This window comes from Rhizobium sp. AN6A (assembly GCF_900215635.1).
Classification (GTDB): Bacteria; Pseudomonadota; Alphaproteobacteria; order Rhizobiales; family Rhizobiaceae; genus Agrobacterium; species Agrobacterium tumefaciens.
The window spans coordinates 519,624-536,618 of the sequence record NZ_OCNC01000003.1 but is presented as its reverse complement, the minus strand read 5'-3'; the positions used below and the strand labels follow the sequence as shown (position 1 = coordinate 536,618).

The following is a 16,995-nucleotide window of genomic DNA, read 5'->3' as shown; positions in this document are numbered from 1 at the left end:
GAGTCGTGCAAATGAACATAATTAGCGCCAAACAGAAATTGCTGTATTTTATGTCTGTCCGGTCCGACAATCCGGACCTGCTGAAAGCGCAATATCGCGCTTTCACCCGGCAGATGCCGATGATGTATTTCATACTGATTTCAAGTACATGGGCGCTGGCTACTACACATCTGCAACTGGCGCCGTTTTGGCTCACCATTGGAATTCCCGCTTTTTTCACACTCGGCTGCACCGTCAGGGTTGCATTCTGGTGGAGAACCCGCGGTATCGATCCCCCGCCGAAGGTGGCCCATGCAGCGCTTCAGCGCACAAATCGCCTGGCAGCCGGTATCGCCGTTATATTCACGCTCTGGTCTTTTTTGCTGGTGCCCTATGGGGACGCCTATACGCAGTCCCATGTCGCCTTCTACATGGCGATTACCGTCATCTCCTGCATCTTCTGTCTGATGTATGTGCGTTCGGCGGCCTTCATGGTCACGGCCATCGTCAACGGCGCCTTCATCATCTTTTTTTTGGCCTCACAGCAACCGACATTCATCGCCATTGCCATCAATGTTCTGTTGGTCTGTGCGGGCATGATGTCCATCCTGTTGACCAATTACCGCAATTTCGAGCGCATGATCGTTTCGCAGCAGCGTACGGAAGCGCTCAACAACGAGAACCTGCTGCTTGCCAATATTGACAGCCTGACGGAACTGCCTAACCGCCGCGCCTTTTTCGCCCATCTGGAAGCCGAGATCGAAAAAGCAAGGGTGGCGGGAACGCGGCTGGCGCTGGGCGTTATCGATCTCGATGGGTTCAAGCCGGTTAACGACCTTTACGGCCATTCCGTCGGCGACAGGCTGCTCGTCAACGTCAGCAAACGTCTCACCGAAACTCTGACGACCAGCAGGGCATTCCGCCTTGGGGGAGATGAGTTTGCGATCGTTGCCCCAATCATACCTGATGATGCGCAACTCGTCGTAAATGCGAACGTGATCTCGGAACGGTTGAGGGAACCCTATCATCTGCCCGAGGGAACGGTGCATGTCGCTGCTTCCATGGGGATAGCCGTATTCCCGTGCCTCGCTTTGACGCTTGAGCAACTTTTCGACCGTGCGGATTATGCGTTGTATCACGCCAAGAAAACCCGGCGCGGCGATGCCGTCCTCTTCGATGCGGAGCACGAAAAGCAGATCAATATCGAAGCCCGTATCGAACATCTGCTCAAGCAGAAAGAGATAGAAAACGAGCTTTCAGTCGTGTTCCAACCGATCGTCGACATACGCGATGGAAGAGCTGCGGGCTTTGAAGCACTGGCGCGCTGGCACAGCCCGGTCCTTGGGCATGTCCCGCCTGCCCAGTTCTTCGCCATTGCCGAGCGGGCCGGTATCGTCAGCTCGCTGACACGGCCTCTTCTTCGAACCGCTCTCGCTTCCGCATCGGCATGGGAGCCATCCCTTAGACTGTCCTTCAACCTCTCGGCCCATGACCTCAATTCCTGCGAAGGCGTGCTGTCATTGATCGGCATCATCGAAAACAGCGGCTTCGACGCAACACGTATTGACCTTGAAATTACCGAAACGGCCTTTGCGCATGATTTCGAACAGGTCAGGCAGTCGGTCGAAATGCTGCGGCGGCTCGGTTGCGGCATTTCGCTTGATGATTTCGGCACCGGTTATTCCAGCCTGACACGGCTGCACGCTCTGCCCCTCACCAAGATCAAGATCGACCGCAGCTTCGTCACGGATCTGCACGAAAAGCCAGCCAGCTACAAAATCGTGAAATCCCTGCTCACGCTCAGCCGCGACATGGGGCTGGAATGCGTGGTGGAAGGGGTCGAAACACTGGAGGAACTCGCGGCCCTTGAAGGTCTCGGTGCTACGCTGGTGCAGGGTTATATCTATGCGGCACCACTACGAGAACAGGATGTCCGTGAGTTTCTTTCCGGACAGGCAAAAAAGCACATGATCCTGTCAGCCTGAAGTGGCCTGGGTTTTTCGGGCCCGATTTTCCGGCTGCGATGCCTGCCTGCTGATGTTGATCCGGGGAAGGACAGGAAAACAGGGCTCGGCTACTTCTATCGTGACGTAGAAATGCGTGCTTTGAATAGACGTGTTTGCTTTGTCTGCCCGGCAGGTTTTAGCGTCCGCCTTGTTTTCCGCGCAATCCAGGCGCAGTATAAGCTTCGTTGTGCTGGCAGCACGGCTCCCCGGTGTCAGAGAGGCGCCGCATCTTCTTCTTTGTCCTTTAGTGAATGTTTGCGCTGACGGTGCCGTATTTCTTTGCGGTAATCACCGAGATGTCACCTATTGCGGCACAAGCATGCAGGTTGACGGGCGATTACGCTGCCACCAGTTGCACAACGCAGACCATCTGCATTTCTCCAGTGCCATTTCATGGCATCTGGTCGTTTCGCTCCTGGATTTTCTTGGTACCACCCGGACACGACACCGCATCTAGTCCTTAGGGATGTCTGGCTCACGCACCACTCCGATCGATAGGGACTTTCGACCGAGAGACAGGAACGCAGCAGTCGCAATGTAGAATAAAACCGGCTCCACGCGGATCAAAGCCGCGCTGAAGCCTCGGATGAAAGGCAAGACCATGAATAGTTATAACGACCAAAGACGCCAGGCGCTCAGGATCGAAGTTTGGGAGAACGAAGGCGGGACTTCCGTCGCCGATACACGTGACTCCCAATATGGAAGAAGGATCGAGAGGGACCAAACCTGGACCATATATCATGTATTCACCGGTGTGCCGGTACGGGTGGGTGGCCGCAGGCTGACTGAACTCAGCATATCGGAAGCAACCGATGGCATGCTTTCACTCAATCGTCGTAACGTTTTGCGAAGGGAAGAACGCAGCAGGTGTGAAGCATGACACTGGCTTTCCCCAACTCGGCCCGCAGTTTTGACGACGTGCGTAAAGCTGTGCGGTTTTTCGGCCATGATGGCATGTTCGAAATCCGGTTTTTTGTTGAAGCCGCTGCACTCGCCAAGGGCGGTGTGCATGCAACAGGCATGTCGGAAGCCCAATGCCTTTCGTCTTTTGACGCAATGCGCACGCCGATCTACGAGGCTGCCAAGAAGGTGTATGCCAAGTACCGGCGCAATTTGAACGTCCTGACGACTTCCGACTTCGGCTAGAGCACATCCTGTTTAAACAAAATTGTCTGACGTGCTCTAGCTATTTGTTTTTACGCATTTTCCGGGCAGTAAAACTGCTACGCACTTTAGGAAATGCGCGACCATTGCGGGATCATGGAATGGCGCGCGGGCCGGCATCTACGGTTGCGGCGTCGCGAGCCAATGCATCATCGATTTCAGTTGGTGACACCTGAAGGAACTGGCGGCGGTTCATGGCGACAGCGATCGCGGGAATCTCTAGATGGGTTCCCACGCGGCGATACGCCGTGAAGCTGAGGCCCTCTATCAATTCCTCGTCTATGACCAGGCGATAAGTGCCCGCTCCCAAGGATTCCGAAAGGGCCTCCAGACGGAACGGATGCGTGAATGTGATTTCGGTCTCCGTGGTTCTTTCGATCATGTCCAACACCGCTTTCCGTTGCGTTAAAACCTGCACAGTTACAGCCGGTTATCGCAACTATGCGCCGATCAGGATGTAAACGATCAGCGCCACACTTGCCGCAGACAAGACGTAGCCAGCCAGCGTTGCGAGATTCTGTTTTGTCGGTTGGTGGAATATGGAAGACATGGCGTCCTCCCTTGTCGGGGCCAGGGTATTCAACCCTTAAACAGCAGCGCCCGTACTATGGCTGCTGGAGCAAACACAGTGGACCCGTTTCACTCGTTTAGCAATGAAACAATCCTGATAAGATAGAGGTGCTGATCGAAGACACCTTTTTGTGAAGGTGAGGAGCGCCGTCACTCGTCCCGCGATTGCCCTTCTCCGTTGGAAGGCCGTAAAAGTCTCCGATATGCCAAAATTCGAATGCCTCACCAAATGATCTTGACAGGGGGCAAGTTTTGGATTTCCTTGTAAACCGGTTTAGTAAATCGCTTTACAAGCCTATCAAGAGGCCAAAGGCCCACGGGAACAGGAACGGGAAGAATGATGGCGCCAAATCGTGCGACCAGTCTGAAGGATGTTGCCCGCACGGCGGGTGTTTCCGTCGCCACGGTGTCGCGGCTGCTCAACGGCTCGCTAGAACTGCCTGCGGACACGAAGGCGCGCATCGAAGACGCCATTCGCCAGCTCAACTATGTTCCTAACCCGCATGCGCGTCGTCTCAGCCGTGGGCGCTCCGATACGATCGGTCTCGTCGTTCCCGATATCGGCAACCCGTTCTTCGGCATGCTGGTTGCAGCAGTGGAAGAGGAGGCAGACAGGCGCGGTCTTGCCGTATCGCTTTTCGCAACGTTGAACCGGCCGGGACGCGAACTGTCCTATCTGCGGCTTCTTGCCCGCAACCATGTCGACGGGCTGGTCTTCGTCACCAACCACCCCGATACGGACGAGCTTGCCGAGCTTATCAGCGCCACCGGCAAAGTCGTTGTGGTCGATGAAGACGTGCCGGGGGCATCCGTGCCGAAGCTGTTCTGTGACAATGAACAGGGCGGCCGCCTGGCTGGCGAACACCTTGCCGGATATGGCCACCAACGCGTGCTTTATGTCGGCGGCCCCGAAGAGATGCTCAGCACGCAGCGGCGTTTCCTTGGGTTGGAGGCAGCGTTGCGGACGCATTGCAGCTCCGAGCCCTCGATCATGCGTTATTGCGGCGACTATACCGCGGAGTTCGGTCGCGAGGCGGCCTTGCGTTTTCTCTCCGAAGGCCGTCCCGCCACGGCAATTTTCGCCAGCTCCGACGAAATCGCCATCGGGATGATTGAAGTCTTGCGGGCGCAGGGTGTGCGCATTCCGCAGGACGTATCGATGATCGGCTTCGACGATGTCGGCCCGCTGCATCTGTTCGATCCGCCGCTTACCGCCATTCGCCAGCCCGTCAGGGCCATTGGCCAGCGCGCCCTGTCGTTGCTGGCCGAAACCAATTGGGAACAGGAAACTCCGGCCCATCCGGAAGAGCTGCTTCCCGTAGAAATCGTCGTGCGGAGCTCCGTTGCGCCGCCGTCGAAACAATAATTGCGACGGATAAAACCAACAGAGGAAGAACGCAAATGACAATAATCAAACGCAGATATTTCTCCGCAGCCCTTGCCGCCACCGTTCTGGCCGGGGCGACGCTTTCCGCCGGCATTGCCGGTGCCGCGGAAAAGACGATAGCCCTGGTGCAGATCAACCAGCAGGCCATCTTTTTCAACGACATGAACAAGGGTGCGGAAAAGGCGGCAAAGGAAGCGGGCGTCAAGCTGGTCATCTTCAATGCCAATAACGATCCGGCAGCGCAAAACAGCGCCATCGAGACCTATATCCAGCAGAAGGTCGATGGGATCGCGGTCGTCGCCATCGATGTCAACGGCATCATGCCTGCGGTAAAGCAGGCCGCCGAAGCGAAAATCCCAGTGGTCGCTATCGACGCAATATTGCCCGAAGGTCCGCAGAAGGCACAGATCGGCGTCGACAACGCCAAGGCTGGTGCCGACATGGGCAAGTTCTTCGTCGACTATGTGAAGTCAGACATGGGCGGCAAGGCCAAGATCGGCGTCGTCGGGGCCCTCAACTCTTTCATCCAGAATATCCGCCAGAAGGGCTTTGAAGACACCATCAAGGAGCAGTCCGGTATTACGGCAGCTGGTGTCGTTGACGGACAGAACGTGCAGGATACGGCTCTTTCCGCAGCGGAAAACCTCATAACCGGCAATCCGGATATGACCGCAATCTACGCAACGGGTGAACCGGCCCTTCTCGGCGCCGTCGCTGCCGTCGAAAGCCAGAGCAAGCAGAAGGACATCAAGGTCTTCGGCTGGGATCTGACCAAGCAGGCGATCGCTGGCATCGACGCTGGTTATGTCGCGGGTGTCATCCAGCAGGACCCGGCGGCCATGGGTGCTGCGGCCGTCAAGGCGCTGAAGACTGTTTCTGATGGTGGCAGTGTCGAAAAGACGATTGCCGTGCCCGTGACAATCGTCACCAAGGCCAATGTCGAGCCCTACCGGGCGGTCTTCAAATGATCGCCGGCGGACAGCACCCAACCGCTGTCACCGGCGCTGGGGGAGATATTCTCCCCCAGCATCTTTCCGGTGCGGTGCAAGAACCGCGCGTCTCGCTTCGCGGTATCGTAAAGACCTTCGGTTCACATCAGGCGCTGCGCGGCGTCGATCTCGACATCTATCCCGGTGAATGCCTGGGCCTTGTCGGTGACAACGCGGCTGGAAAATCGACGCTGACGAAGGTTATTTCCGGAACCTACATTCCGGATGAAGGATCCATTACGCTCGAAGGGGAAGAGGTCCGTTTCTCCGGTCCCGCCGATGCGCGCAATCGCAATATCGAGATGGTCTTTCAGGATTTGAGCCTCTGTGACCATATCGACGTGATCGGCAACCTGTTTCTTGGGCGCGAGATCACCAAGGGTCCGTTCCTCGACCGGCAGACGATGTTGGCCGAGGCCCGCAAGATGCTGGATGCGCTGGAAATCCGTATTCCACGGTTGACGGCCAAGGTGGAAAAACTCTCTGGCGGACAGCGGCAGGCAATCGCAATCGCCCGTGCGGCGTCCTTCAATCCCAAGGTCCTGATCATGGACGAACCCACTTCGGCGCTTGCCGTGGCAGAGGTGGAGGCCGTTCTGGCGCTGATCAACCGGGTCAAGGCCAAGGGCGTGTCCGTCATCCTCATTACTCATCGTCTTCAGGATCTGTTCCGCGTGTGTGATCGCATCGCCGTCATGTACGAGGGAACGAAGGTCGCCGAACGGCAGATCAACGAAACCAGCCTCGAAGACCTCGTCAAACTGATCGTGGGAGGTCGCCATTGACCGTCTACACTGAACGCGCCAAGGGCTCACCCGTCGCCGATTTCATCGCCGAAAACGCGCAGGTCTTGTCCATAACGGCCTTTTTTATCGCCTGCATGCTGTTCTTTGCCGTAAGCACGGATACGTTCCTGACGGCAGGCAACCTGCTGAACGTCGTGCGTCAGGCCGCTCCCATCCTCATCGTCTCCGTCGCCATGACGCTTGTCATCATCACCGGCGGCATCGACCTGTCGGTCGGCTCCATGGTTGCGCTGATCAACGCCGTCGGTGCCATCCTCATGGCGGCGGGCTATCCCTGGCCTCTGGTGCTGGTCGCCATGCTCATGCTCGGAGCCGTGCTTGGTCTCTTGCAGGGCTGGTTCATTGCCTATCAGGGCATTCCGGCCTTCATCGTTACGCTCGCAGGCTTGTCTATCCTTCGAGGGGTCGCACTCTATATCACCCAAGGGTATTCGGTGCCGATTCCGGATGCGCCCGGCTTCTTTTTTCTCGGTCGCGGAGACCTGTTCGGTTTCCCGGTGCCGGCGCTGATCGGTATCCTCATCACTGTCGTGGCCTATGTGGTCATTTCGTCCACCCGCTACGGACGCCGGGTCGTGGCGGTAGGCTCCAATCTGGAGGCTGCCCGTCGTGTGGGTATGCCGGCAAAATGGATCCTCGCATCGGTCTATCTGGTGGCAGGCGTGGCATCCGCAATCGCTGGGCTGCTGATCGCGTCACGCCTTGGCTCGGGTTCCTCCAATGCTGCTGTTGGCTTTGAGCTGCAGGTCGTGGCAGCGGTTGTGCTTGGCGGCACATCTTTGATGGGCGGACGCGGAACCATTCTCGGCTCCGTGCTTGGCACCATGACCATTGCCGTGATCGGCAACGGGCTGATCCTGATGCATATTTCGCCCTTTTTCACACAGATCGTCACGGGCGCGATCATTCTTGCCGCCATCTGGCTCAACACACGCATCTTCACCACCAACTTCCGCTTGGGTTCCAGAAAAAAGGGTTGAGGCCATGGTGGATGAACTCTCGAAAGGCCATATTCGCTCCGGCAATTTCATGACCGTTTCCGGTCCCGTCCCGGTGGAAAAGCTCGGCGTGACGCTGATGCACGAGCATATTCTCAACGATTGCCGCTGCTGGTGGCACGCACCGAAAACGCCGGAGCGGCAATATCTGGCGGAGGGCTTGGTCTGCCAGGAAATCCTCGGCGAACTTCGCCAGGATCCCTTTGTCAACAAGCACAACATCACGCTGGATGATGAGCCGCTTGCGATTAAAGAGCTGCATGAATTCGCCGCTCAGGGCGGCCATACAGTGGTGGAGCCGACCTGCCAGGGTATCGGCAGAAATCCACTTGCTCTCAGGCGGATATCCGAGGCGACCGGGCTCAACATCGTGATGGGGGCGGGTTATTATCTGGCCTCCTCCCATCCTGAGAAAGTGGCAGCGCTCAGCATCGACGATATCGCCGATGAAATCGTTCACGAGGCGCTTCAGGGCGTCGACGGAACCGGCGTGAAAATCGGTCTGATCGGAGAGATCGGTGTGTCCTCGGACTTCACCCCCGAGGAGCAGAAATCGCTGCGCGGTGCGGCGAGGGCGCAGGCCCGTACCGGTTTACCCCTCATGGTGCATCTTCCGGGCTGGTTAAGGCTGGGTCACAGGGTTCTCGATGTAGTCGAGCAGGAAGGTGCGGATGTCAGTCACACCGTTCTTTGTCACATGAACCCGTCGCATGACGACCTTGGCTATCAGGGAGAACTTGCCGGCCGCGGTGCCTTCATCGAATACGACATGATCGGCATGGATTTCTTCTATGCCGATCAGCAGGTCCAATGCCCGAGTGACGACGAAGCGGCCAAAGCCATCGTCCAGCTGGTGGAGCGCGGATATCTGGACCGCATCCTGCTTTCCCACGATGTTTTCCTGAAGATGATGCTGACGCGGTATGGCGGAAATGGTTACGCCTATATCCTCAAGCATTTCCTGCCGCGATTGAAGCGGCATGGTCTGGATGACCTCACCTTGCAAATCCTCATGCGGGATAACCCGCGCTCGGTCTTCCAGGCGAAGACGTGACGAACCCATAGAAATGGAACGAAACATGACAAAGAAAATACTTCTCGTGGGCGAAAGCTGGGTCAGCTCCGCCACTCACTACAAGGGCTTCGACCAGTTCGGCAGCGTCACCTTTCACTTGGGCGCGGAACCTCTGGTAAAGGCACTTGAAGGTAGTGAGTACGAGCTGACCTACCTGACGGCTCATGATGCTGTCGAGAAACTTCCCTTCGATATGGCGGGGCTGGATGCGTATGACGCGATCATCCTCTCTGACATCGGTGCCAACTCGCTGCTTTTGCCGCCTGCGGTTTGGCTGCACTCGAAAACCGTTCCAAACCGTCTGAAGCTTCTCAAGGCATGGGTCGAAAAGGGTGGCGGCCTGCTGATGGTTGGCGGATATTTCTCGTTCCAGGGTATCGATGGCAAGGCCCGGTGGCGTCGCACCCCCGTGGAAGATACGCTTCCCGTGACCTGCCTGCCATGGGATGATCGCGTTGAAATTCCGGAAGGATCGACGGCCGACATTCTGATGCCGGATCATCCCACCGTTGCAGGTCTTTCCGGCGAATGGCCGCTTCTCCTCGGTGTCAATGAGGTAGAGGTGCGCGAGCGCGCGGATGTGGACGTGGTCGCCCGCCTGCCTGCGGAGCAGGGCGGTCATCCGCTTCTGGTCACCGGCGTTTTTGGCCAGGGTCGGACAGCGGCGTGGACATCCGACATTGGTCCGCACTGGCTCTCTCCCGCCTTCTGCGAATGGCAGGGCTACGGCCGTTTGTGGAAAAACATTCTGGGCTGGCTGACAGAAGCTCGCTGAGCGCGGCGGCAGGTATCGGTGGAGAGGATCGTCAGTTGGACAAAATATCCGCGAGCTCAAGGATATCGGGAAAGGCTGAAAGCGTGCCCCGACGACTGACAGTCAGCGCAGATGCCTTTGCGCCATGCCTCAACGCCCGTTCATCCACACTGACGTTTCTCAACGCGGCGGAGGCAAGCGTGACGGCCATGAAGCAATCGCCAGCACCCGTCGTGTCGACAACGCCAGTTTTTTCGGCGGGCACGGTCAGGCATTGGTTTGTCGTGCCAAGCATCGAACCCTCGCCGCCAAGGGTGAGGATGACCTGTCGGACACCGGCTGAAATGAGCAATTTTATCGCTGTCGAGCCGGTATCCCCGGTCAGGGCGGCGGCTTCGCCGCGGTTGAGGAAAGCAATGTCCGTGAGCGGCCAGAGACTTTCAAACCAGGGTTGGAGAGGTGACGGATTGAATGCGGTGATCATTCCCGTTGCCTTTGCCTGCGACAGTGCGAGACGGGTGGTTGTTTCGCCCAGATTGCCTTGCACGACGAGAAGGTCGCCGGGGCTGGCTGTACCAAGGGTTCCGGCCACGTCTTCCGGGGTCAGGGATTCTGCGCAGGCCGTGGTCGTGACGATGCTGTTTTCACCATCGGGCGTATTGAAGATGATGGAGAGATCGCTGGTCTGCCCATCCATGCCAATGAGGTCGGCGGTCAGAGGTTCGGTTGCAAGGCGGGCGCGGATGGTCGCAGACCTGTCATCTGTACCTACAGCAGCAGTCAATGTGGTATCGAGGCCGCATCGGGCCATGACAATGGCTTGATTGCAGCCTTTGCCGCCAAGATCGCGGAAGGCCTGCCGGCCGAAAATCGAAGCCCCGGCTTCCGGCAGGGCGGAAACGGAATAGGTTTCGTCGAGCGCGATATTGCCGATGACGAAGGCACGCATGAAAAACTTTCGAGAGGACAAGGCATGCAGATCATATCCGACAATAGGGCGAACGCCATCCAGGAAATCTTTGGTCGTGACAAGGCCTTGATCGGCATGGTGCATTGCCCGCCGTTTCCCGGAGCACCAAGGTATCGTGGCGCGGCCATGGATGCCATCTACGACGTCTGCATGCGCGATGCCGAGGCTTTGATCGAAGGCGGTATGCATGGTCTTCTCGTTGAAAACCATGGCGATATTCCCTTTTCCAAGCCGGAGGATATCGGTCATGAGACAGCCGCCTTCATGAGCGTGGTGACTGACCGGGTCGCGCGGGCGACTGGCGTTCCGCTCGGTATCAACGTGCTTGCCAATGCGCCGATCCCGGCTTTCGCCATTGCCATGGCGGGCGGGGCGAAATTCATCCGCGTCAACCAGTGGGCCAATGCCTATGTCGCCAACGAGGGTTTCATGGAAGGGCGCGCGGCGGAAGCGATGCGTTATCGATCCCTGCTCAGGGCCGAGCACATAAAGGTTTTCGCTGACAGCCACGTCAAGCATGGCGCGCATGCTATCACGGGTGATCGCAGCATCGATGAGCTGACCCGCGACCTTGCCTTCTTTGATGCGGATGCGGTGATCGCTACTGGCCAGCGAACTGGCAACAGCGCAACGATGGCGGAAATCGAAGAGATCGGGCAGGCCACACATCTTCCGCTTCTGGTCGGTTCTGGTGTTGGGGAAGCCAATATCGTTGAAATCCTGAAGCGCACCAGCGGTGTCATCGTCGCTTCGTCGCTAAAACAGGGCGGTGTCTGGTGGAACCCTGTCGAGCCTGCGCGTGTGCGATCGTTTGTTGAGGCGGCGCAGCCAGGTCTTTCGGGTTGAGGGCAAACGGGAAATGATGATGACGCAAACTCTTTCGATCAACGGGCAGCGACTTATCGATCGACTCGACCGGTTTGCGCAAATAGGCGCGACGGCAAAGGGTGGCGTCAACCGCCAGGCCTTGACCGGCCTCGACCGGCAGGCGCGGCAATTGCTGACGGAGTTGGCACTGCAGCGCGGCTTCAAGGTCTTTCAGGACCCGATTGCCAATCTGTTCATTCGCCGCGAGGGGCGCAACCCGGATCTGTCGCCGCTGCTTATCGGCAGTCATCTCGACAGTCAGCCCGCAGGCGGTCGTTTTGACGGTGCGCTCGGCACGCTCGCAGCTTTTGAGGTTCTGGAAACACTCGAGGATTGCGGGGTGGAAACCGAGCGGCCGGTGGAGGTCGTGTCGTTCACGAATGAAGAGGGCTGCCGCTTCGCGCCGGGCTGCATGGGCTCCATGGCCTTTGCCGCCAGTTCAATTCCAAGCGCCTGGGAGACCATGCGCGCGACTGACGGTGCACTTTTCGCAGATGAACTCTCCGCCACTCTGGAAAGTCTCCCGGCTGCCGCGATGCGGCCTCTGGGCACGCCTGTTTTCGCTTATCTCGAGGTCCATATCGAGCAAGGCCCTTCATTGGAAAAAGAGGGCTTACCGATCGGCATCGTCACCGGCATACAGGGAACGCGCTGGCTGGAGGTGATTATCGAAGGGCAGACCGCCCACGCTGGAACAACGGCGCTGCAATATCGGCATGACCCCATGCAAGCCACGGCCAACGCGCTTGCTGAACTCTATGGCGACATCATGCCAGCCGATCCGGTCGCGCGTTTCACGATTGGCCGCATGGCCCTCGAACCCGGCGCGGTGAACGCGATCCCGGCAACGGTGCGCTTCACGATCGATTTTAGACACCCTTCGCTGACAACAATCGGCGTCATGGAGCAGACAATCCGCACGGCTGTCCAGCAGGCAGCGGCGGACACAGGCTGCTCGGCGACCATTTCGCAGATTTTCGACATGCCGCCGGCAAGTTTTCCGGATGAATTGCTTGCCGTATTGGATCAGGCTGCACAGGAGCGGGACTTTGCAACAAAGAGAATGCTCTCCGGCGCATTCCACGATGCGCTTTTTATGAACCGCGTCGCGCCATCGGCCATGATTTTCGTACCTTGCCGGGATGGTCTCAGTCACAATGAGGCTGAATATGTGGAGCAGGAGCATAGTATTGCGGGTGGCAACATGCTCTTGGCGTCGGTTCTCCAGCTGCTAGCGCCGACGGGCACGTTGTAAATCGAATGTTTGCGGGTAGTTCCCGCCCTCCGTTTGCAGGTCACTGCGCGCTGGCCGATCGCGAGTGTAATTCGGTTGAGAAAAAGCCGAAATGAATCAGCGCTGTAGCAAGTGATCGTATGATACTGCCTTTTGCTTGAAACTTTCCCCCTGTCGCTCTCGTCACTTGTGCTGTTCCCCGAGACGGGAACGACAGGCCTTCAGAGGCGCGCTTCCGCGCCGAGGCGATTAGGGAAGAGGAATATTCAATGTTCAAGTCCGCAATCCGTACGCTCGCCCTTGCGACGGCCATCTCGACTCTTGCTTCGGGTGCCTTTGCTGAAAATCCAAAGGTCGGCGGTGCTGCGATGTACGAAAACAAGAACATCATCGAGAATGCCGTCAACTCGAAGGATCACACCACGCTGGTCGCCGCCGTCAAGGCTGCCGGTCTTGTAGAAACCCTTCAGGGCAAGGGACCGTTCACGGTCTTCGCTCCGACCAATGAGGCCTTTGCCAAATTGCCGAAGGGTACAGTCGAAACCCTGCTGAAGCCGGAAAACAAGGCGCAGCTGACCAAGATACTGACCTGTCATGTCGTGGCGGCCGATGCCATGTCCAGCGCCATCGAGAAGATGATCAAGGACGACAACGGCACCCATGATGTGAAGACGGTCGGCGGCTGCATCCTCAAGGCGAAGGAAAGCATGGGCAAGATCACCCTGACCGACGAAGCGGGTGGTGTTGCGCATGTGACGATCGCCGACGTCAAGCAGTCGAACGGTGTCATTCATGTCATCGACAAGGTTCTGCTTCCGAAGATGTGATTGCTCTTATCTTCTGCATGCCTGATCCGGTCACCTCCTCGGTGGCCGGATTTTTTATGTGCTCGACGTTGCTTTTATCGGTGAAGCAATGGTTTGCCGGCATCACGTCAGGCAGGCTGCGGGGAGGAATGCCGGGCGCATCCCTGAGGGCACGACGGCAGACGGCATGCCTGCCCGCATGTTCTCCCGTTCCCTTATCGAAAACAGAAACAGAGTGCGCTATCTTGCCTTCCGGCCCTGGTTGACGTACTCGAAATCGGTAGGACCCTGGGCCGATTAACAATAGTGTTTCGTGGCGCTGCGTTTCGGCGCCATACACCTCATGACGTTGGGATTGCGATGAACCTTTACTTGGATTACCTGGCTGAGATCGAAAGCAGAAAAACTCAAGGGCTCGCTCCCAAGCCGATCGACGATGGCGGATTAACCGGCGAAATCATCACCTTGATCAGGGACACCGGTAGCGAATATCGCGCGGATGCCCTCAAATTCTTCATTTACAACACCTTGCCAGGCACCACGAGCGCTGCCGGCGTCAAGGCGGCCTTTCTGAAGCAGATCATTCTGGGCGAAACTGTCGTTCCCGAGATCACGCCCACCTTCGCCCTCGAACTGCTGTCGCATATGAAGGGTGGCCCCTCCATCGAAGTGCTGCTCGACATCGCCCTTGGTGATGATGCTGGGCTTGCCCAGCAGGCAGGCGAAGTGCTGAAGACGCAGGTCTTCCTCTATGACGCCGACATGTTCCGGCTGCGCGATGCCTTCAAGGCGGGCAATACCGTCGCGAAGGGCGTTCTTGAGAGCTATGCCAAGGCTGAGTTCTTCACCAAGCTTCCGGATGTCGAGGATGAGATCAAGGTCGTGACCTTCATCGCCGCCGAAGGCGATATCTCGACCGATCTTCTGTCCCCCGGCAACCAGGCGCATTCGCGTTCCGATCGCGAATTGCACGGCCAATGTATGATCACGCCGGAAGCGCAGGCGGAAATCGTCGCGCTTCAGAAGCAGCATCCCGACAAGCGGGTTATGATGATCGCCGAAAAGGGCACGATGGGCGTCGGCTCGTCGCGCATGTCGGGCGTCAACAACGTGGCGCTGTGGACCGGCAAGCAGGCCAGCCCCTATGTGCCCTTCGTCAACTTCGCCCCGGTCGTTGCCGGCACAAACGGCATTTCGCCGATCTTCGCCACCACTGTCGACGTGACGGGCGGCATCGGCATCAACCTGAAGAACTGGGTGAAGAAACTCGGCGAAGACGGCAAGCCCATCCTCAACAATGACGGCAACCCGATCCTCGAGCAGAAGTATTCCGTCGAGACCGGCACGGTGCTGAAGATCGACGCCAAGAACCGTAAGCTTCGCGACGAAAGCGGCAATGAGCTGGTCGACGTCGCCGCCGCCTTCACGCCCCAGAAGATGGAGTTCATGAAGGCAGGCAGCTCCTATGCCATCGTCTTCGGCAAGAAGCTTCAGACCTTTGCGGCCCAGACGCTCGGCATCGAGGCTACGCCGGTCTTTGCCCCCAACAAGGAAATCTCGATCGAAGGCCAGGGCCTCACCGCCGTGGAGAAGATCTTCAACCGCAACGCCGTTGGCGTGACGCCCGGCAAGGTGCTGCATGCCGGCTCGGACGTTCGCGTCAAGGTGAACATCGTCGGCTCGCAGGATACGACCGGCCTCATGACCGCGCAGGAACTTGAGGCGATGGCGGCAACCGTCATTTCGCCGCTGGTGGATGGTGCGTACCAGTCCGGCTGCCACACGGCGTCCGTCTGGGACAAGAAGGCACAGGCGAACATTCCGAAGCTCATGTCCTTCATGAACAACTTCGGCGTCATCACCGCCCGCGACCCGAAGGGCGTCTATCATTCGATGACAGACGTGATCCACAAGGTGCTGAACGACATCACCGTGGACGACTGGGCGATCATCATCGGTGGCGACAGTCATACCCGCATGTCGAAGGGCGTGGCCTTCGGTGCCGACTCGGGCACTGTGGCGCTAGCACTGGCGACGGGCGAGGCGACCATGCCGATCCCGCAATCCGTCAAGGTCACCTTCAAGGGCACGATGCAGCCGCATATGGACTTCCGCGACGTGGTCCATGCGACACAGGCGCAGATGCTGAAGCAGCATGGCGACAACGTTTTCCAGGGCCGCATCATCGAAGTCCATATCGGCACGCTCCTCGCTGACCAGGCCTTCACCTTTACCGACTGGACGGCCGAGATGAAGGCCAAGGCGTCGATCTGTATCTCTGAAGACGAGACGCTGATCGAGTCGCTGGAAATCGCCAAGTCGCGTATCCAGATCATGATCGACAAGGGCATGGATAATGCCGCCCAGACGCTTAAAGGTCTGATTGACAAGGCGGATCAGCGTATTGCCGAAATCCGCTCGGGCGAAAAGCCCGCTCTGACCCCCGATGCCAACGCGAAATATTTCGCCGAGGTCGTGGTTGATCTGGACGTGATCGACGAGCCGATGATCGCCGACCCCGACGTCAACAACACCGATGTGTCCCGGCGCTACACCCATGACACGATCCGTCCGGTGTCCTATTACGGCGGCACCAAGAAGGTCGATCTGGGCTTCGTCGGTTCGTGCATGGTGCATAAGGGCGACATGAAGATCGTCGCCCAGATGCTGAAGAACATCGAGAAGGCCGAAGGCAAGGTCGAGTTCAAGGCGCCGCTCGTGGTCGCGGCACCGACTTATAACATCATCGACGAGCTGAAGGCGGAAGGGGATTGGGAAATCCTGCAGAAGTATTCCGGCTTCGAGTTCGATGATCTCAAGCCGAAGACCGCCAACCGGACGGAATACGAGAACATCCTCTATCTGGAGCGCCCGGGCTGCAACCTTTGCATGGGCAACCAGGAGAAGGCGGAGAAGGGTGATACTGTTCTGGCAACCTCGACCCGTCTCTTCCAGGGCCGCGTTGTTGAGGACACTGCCGAGAAGAAGGGTGAATCGCTGCTGGCCTCGACCCCTGTCGTGGTACTGTCGGCAATCCTTGGCCGCACACCGAGCGCTGAGGAATACAAGGCCGCCGTGGTAGGTATCGATCTGACCAAGTTCGCACCGCCGAAAGCTGCGCCAATCGATTCCCTGTCTGTCCAATACTAAAGTATTTCCGGGCGTAGGACTTTTACGTCCGGAAAAACGTTTGAAACCAGAGATATAGAGCGCGTCCACCGAATTCAGTTGAAACCGGACGCGCTCTAGGGTTGAAATTACCCGTCAAATTCTTTGCAAAACGCCACAATCACGCGAAAAAACGCCGGCACATAACTTCTGATTAATACGCCTGCGGCAGAATAGGAATGATAATTACTTTCGATTAAATATCTATCCGGCAAGAAGCGG

The 16,995-nt window shown here is 57.8% G+C and carries 15 protein-coding genes; 13 read left to right on the top strand and 2 right to left on the bottom strand.

The window, feature by feature from the left end; translation table 11 throughout:
* Positions 1-11: 11 nt before the first annotated feature.
* The 3 genes from CRO62_RS06320 (at position 12) to CRO62_RS06310 (ending at position 3,131) form a co-directional block, all read left to right on the top strand.
* Positions 12-1,964, top strand: a complete 1,953-nt coding sequence (locus CRO62_RS06320) for a putative bifunctional diguanylate cyclase/phosphodiesterase (RefSeq protein WP_179784469.1) — start codon at positions 12-14, stop codon at positions 1,962-1,964.
* Positions 1,965-2,571: 607 nt separating this feature from the next.
* A complete protein-coding gene (locus tag CRO62_RS27610; RefSeq protein WP_097099606.1) occupies positions 2,572-2,865 on the top strand; it encodes a hypothetical protein in 294 nt (97 codons plus the stop codon).
* Positions 2,862-3,131 (top strand): DUF1488 domain-containing protein, encoded by a 270-nt coding sequence (locus CRO62_RS06310; RefSeq protein ID WP_013762208.1) that lies wholly within the window; start codon positions 2,862-2,864, stop codon positions 3,129-3,131. Before CRO62_RS27610 ends, CRO62_RS06310 begins: the two co-directional genes overlap by 4 nt.
* Before the next feature lie 112 nt (positions 3,132-3,243).
* Here the strand turns inward: CRO62_RS06310 and CRO62_RS06305 are convergent, their stop codons facing one another.
* The gene (locus tag CRO62_RS06305) at positions 3,244-3,531 is read right to left on the bottom strand and encodes a hypothetical protein (protein WP_097099605.1); all 288 of its coding nucleotides are present in this window, start codon (positions 3,529-3,531) and stop codon (positions 3,244-3,246) included.
* 528 nt (positions 3,532-4,059) lie between these two features.
* Here CRO62_RS06305 and CRO62_RS06300 point away from each other — a divergent pair.
* From CRO62_RS06300 to CRO62_RS06275, 6 genes are read left to right on the top strand one after another with little or no spacing between them, the layout of a single operon-like run.
* Positions 4,060-5,085 carry a LacI family DNA-binding transcriptional regulator gene (locus CRO62_RS06300; RefSeq protein WP_097099604.1) on the top strand — a complete coding sequence of 342 codons (1,026 nt, stop codon included), beginning with the start codon at positions 4,060-4,062 and terminating at the stop codon, positions 5,083-5,085.
* 35 nt (positions 5,086-5,120) lie between these two features.
* On the top strand, positions 5,121-6,074 hold the full coding sequence (locus CRO62_RS06295; protein WP_097099603.1) for a substrate-binding domain-containing protein: 954 nt from the start codon (positions 5,121-5,123) through the stop codon (positions 6,072-6,074).
* Positions 6,071-6,880, top strand: a complete 810-nt coding sequence (locus CRO62_RS06290; protein WP_097099602.1) for an ATP-binding cassette domain-containing protein — start codon at positions 6,071-6,073, stop codon at positions 6,878-6,880. The genes CRO62_RS06295 and CRO62_RS06290 overlap by 4 nt, the downstream gene beginning before the upstream one ends.
* Positions 6,877-7,881 carry an ABC transporter permease gene (locus CRO62_RS06285; RefSeq protein ID WP_003518264.1) on the top strand — a complete coding sequence of 335 codons (1,005 nt, stop codon included), beginning with the start codon at positions 6,877-6,879 and terminating at the stop codon, positions 7,879-7,881. Before CRO62_RS06290 ends, CRO62_RS06285 begins: the two co-directional genes overlap by 4 nt.
* 4 nt (positions 7,882-7,885) lie before the next feature.
* Positions 7,886-8,953 carry a phosphotriesterase gene (locus tag CRO62_RS06280; protein ID WP_097099601.1) on the top strand — a complete coding sequence of 356 codons (1,068 nt, stop codon included), beginning with the start codon at positions 7,886-7,888 and terminating at the stop codon, positions 8,951-8,953.
* 25 nt (positions 8,954-8,978) lie between these two features.
* The gene (locus CRO62_RS06275) at positions 8,979-9,749 is read left to right on the top strand and encodes a glutamine amidotransferase (protein WP_003518260.1); all 771 of its coding nucleotides are present in this window, start codon (positions 8,979-8,981) and stop codon (positions 9,747-9,749) included.
* Positions 9,750-9,780: 31 nt separating this feature from the next.
* Here the strand turns inward: CRO62_RS06275 and CRO62_RS06270 are convergent, their stop codons facing one another.
* Positions 9,781-10,677: a ribokinase gene (locus tag CRO62_RS06270; RefSeq protein ID WP_019566855.1), complete on the bottom strand. Its 897-nt coding sequence runs from the start codon at positions 10,675-10,677 to the stop codon at positions 9,781-9,783.
* 24 nt (positions 10,678-10,701) lie between these two features.
* Here CRO62_RS06270 and CRO62_RS06265 point away from each other — a divergent pair, with 24 nt between their 5' ends.
* The 4 genes from CRO62_RS06265 (at position 10,702) to CRO62_RS06250 (ending at position 16,755) form a co-directional block, all read left to right on the top strand.
* Entirely contained in the window at positions 10,702-11,544 is an 843-nt protein-coding gene (locus CRO62_RS06265; RefSeq protein WP_038494808.1) for a BtpA/SgcQ family protein, read from the top strand.
* 19 nt (positions 11,545-11,563) lie between these two features.
* On the top strand, positions 11,564-12,820 hold the full coding sequence (locus tag CRO62_RS06260; protein WP_097100403.1) for a Zn-dependent hydrolase: 1,257 nt from the start codon (positions 11,564-11,566) through the stop codon (positions 12,818-12,820).
* 248 nt (positions 12,821-13,068) lie between these two features.
* On the top strand, positions 13,069-13,626 hold the full coding sequence (locus CRO62_RS06255; protein WP_003518253.1) for a fasciclin domain-containing protein: 558 nt from the start codon (positions 13,069-13,071) through the stop codon (positions 13,624-13,626).
* 339 nt (positions 13,627-13,965) lie between these two features.
* Entirely contained in the window at positions 13,966-16,755 is a 2,790-nt protein-coding gene (locus tag CRO62_RS06250; protein ID WP_097099600.1) for a bifunctional aconitate hydratase 2/2-methylisocitrate dehydratase, read from the top strand.
* Positions 16,756-16,995 lie beyond the last annotated feature (240 nt).

What these genes read in the sequence shown, in the direction of transcription:
- CRO62_RS06250 (WP_097099600.1), top strand. Translation starts at nt 13,966, where the DNA reads ATGAACCTTTACTTGGATTACCTGGCTGAGATCGAAAGCAGAAAAACT.
- CRO62_RS06280 (WP_097099601.1), top strand. Translation starts at nt 7,886, where the DNA reads ATGGTGGATGAACTCTCGAAAGGCCATATTCGCTCCGGCAATTTCATG.
- CRO62_RS06320 (WP_179784469.1), top strand. Translation starts at nt 12, where the DNA reads ATGAACATAATTAGCGCCAAACAGAAATTGCTGTATTTTATGTCTGTC.
- CRO62_RS06265 (WP_038494808.1), top strand. Translation starts at nt 10,702, where the DNA reads ATGCAGATCATATCCGACAATAGGGCGAACGCCATCCAGGAAATCTTT.
- CRO62_RS06300 (WP_097099604.1), top strand. Translation starts at nt 4,060, where the DNA reads ATGGCGCCAAATCGTGCGACCAGTCTGAAGGATGTTGCCCGCACGGCG.
- CRO62_RS27610 (WP_097099606.1), top strand. Translation starts at nt 2,572, where the DNA reads ATGAAAGGCAAGACCATGAATAGTTATAACGACCAAAGACGCCAGGCG.
- CRO62_RS06305 (WP_097099605.1), bottom strand. Translation starts at nt 3,531, where the DNA reads ATGATCGAAAGAACCACGGAGACCGAAATCACATTCACGCATCCGTTC.
- CRO62_RS06290 (WP_097099602.1), top strand. Translation starts at nt 6,071, where the DNA reads ATGATCGCCGGCGGACAGCACCCAACCGCTGTCACCGGCGCTGGGGGA.
- CRO62_RS06270 (WP_019566855.1), bottom strand. Translation starts at nt 10,677, where the DNA reads ATGCGTGCCTTCGTCATCGGCAATATCGCGCTCGACGAAACCTATTCC.
- CRO62_RS06275 (WP_003518260.1), top strand. Translation starts at nt 8,979, where the DNA reads ATGACAAAGAAAATACTTCTCGTGGGCGAAAGCTGGGTCAGCTCCGCC.
- CRO62_RS06255 (WP_003518253.1), top strand. Translation starts at nt 13,069, where the DNA reads ATGTTCAAGTCCGCAATCCGTACGCTCGCCCTTGCGACGGCCATCTCG.
- CRO62_RS06310 (WP_013762208.1), top strand. Translation starts at nt 2,862, where the DNA reads ATGACACTGGCTTTCCCCAACTCGGCCCGCAGTTTTGACGACGTGCGT.
- CRO62_RS06260 (WP_097100403.1), top strand. Translation starts at nt 11,564, where the DNA reads ATGACGCAAACTCTTTCGATCAACGGGCAGCGACTTATCGATCGACTC.
- CRO62_RS06295 (WP_097099603.1), top strand. Translation starts at nt 5,121, where the DNA reads ATGACAATAATCAAACGCAGATATTTCTCCGCAGCCCTTGCCGCCACC.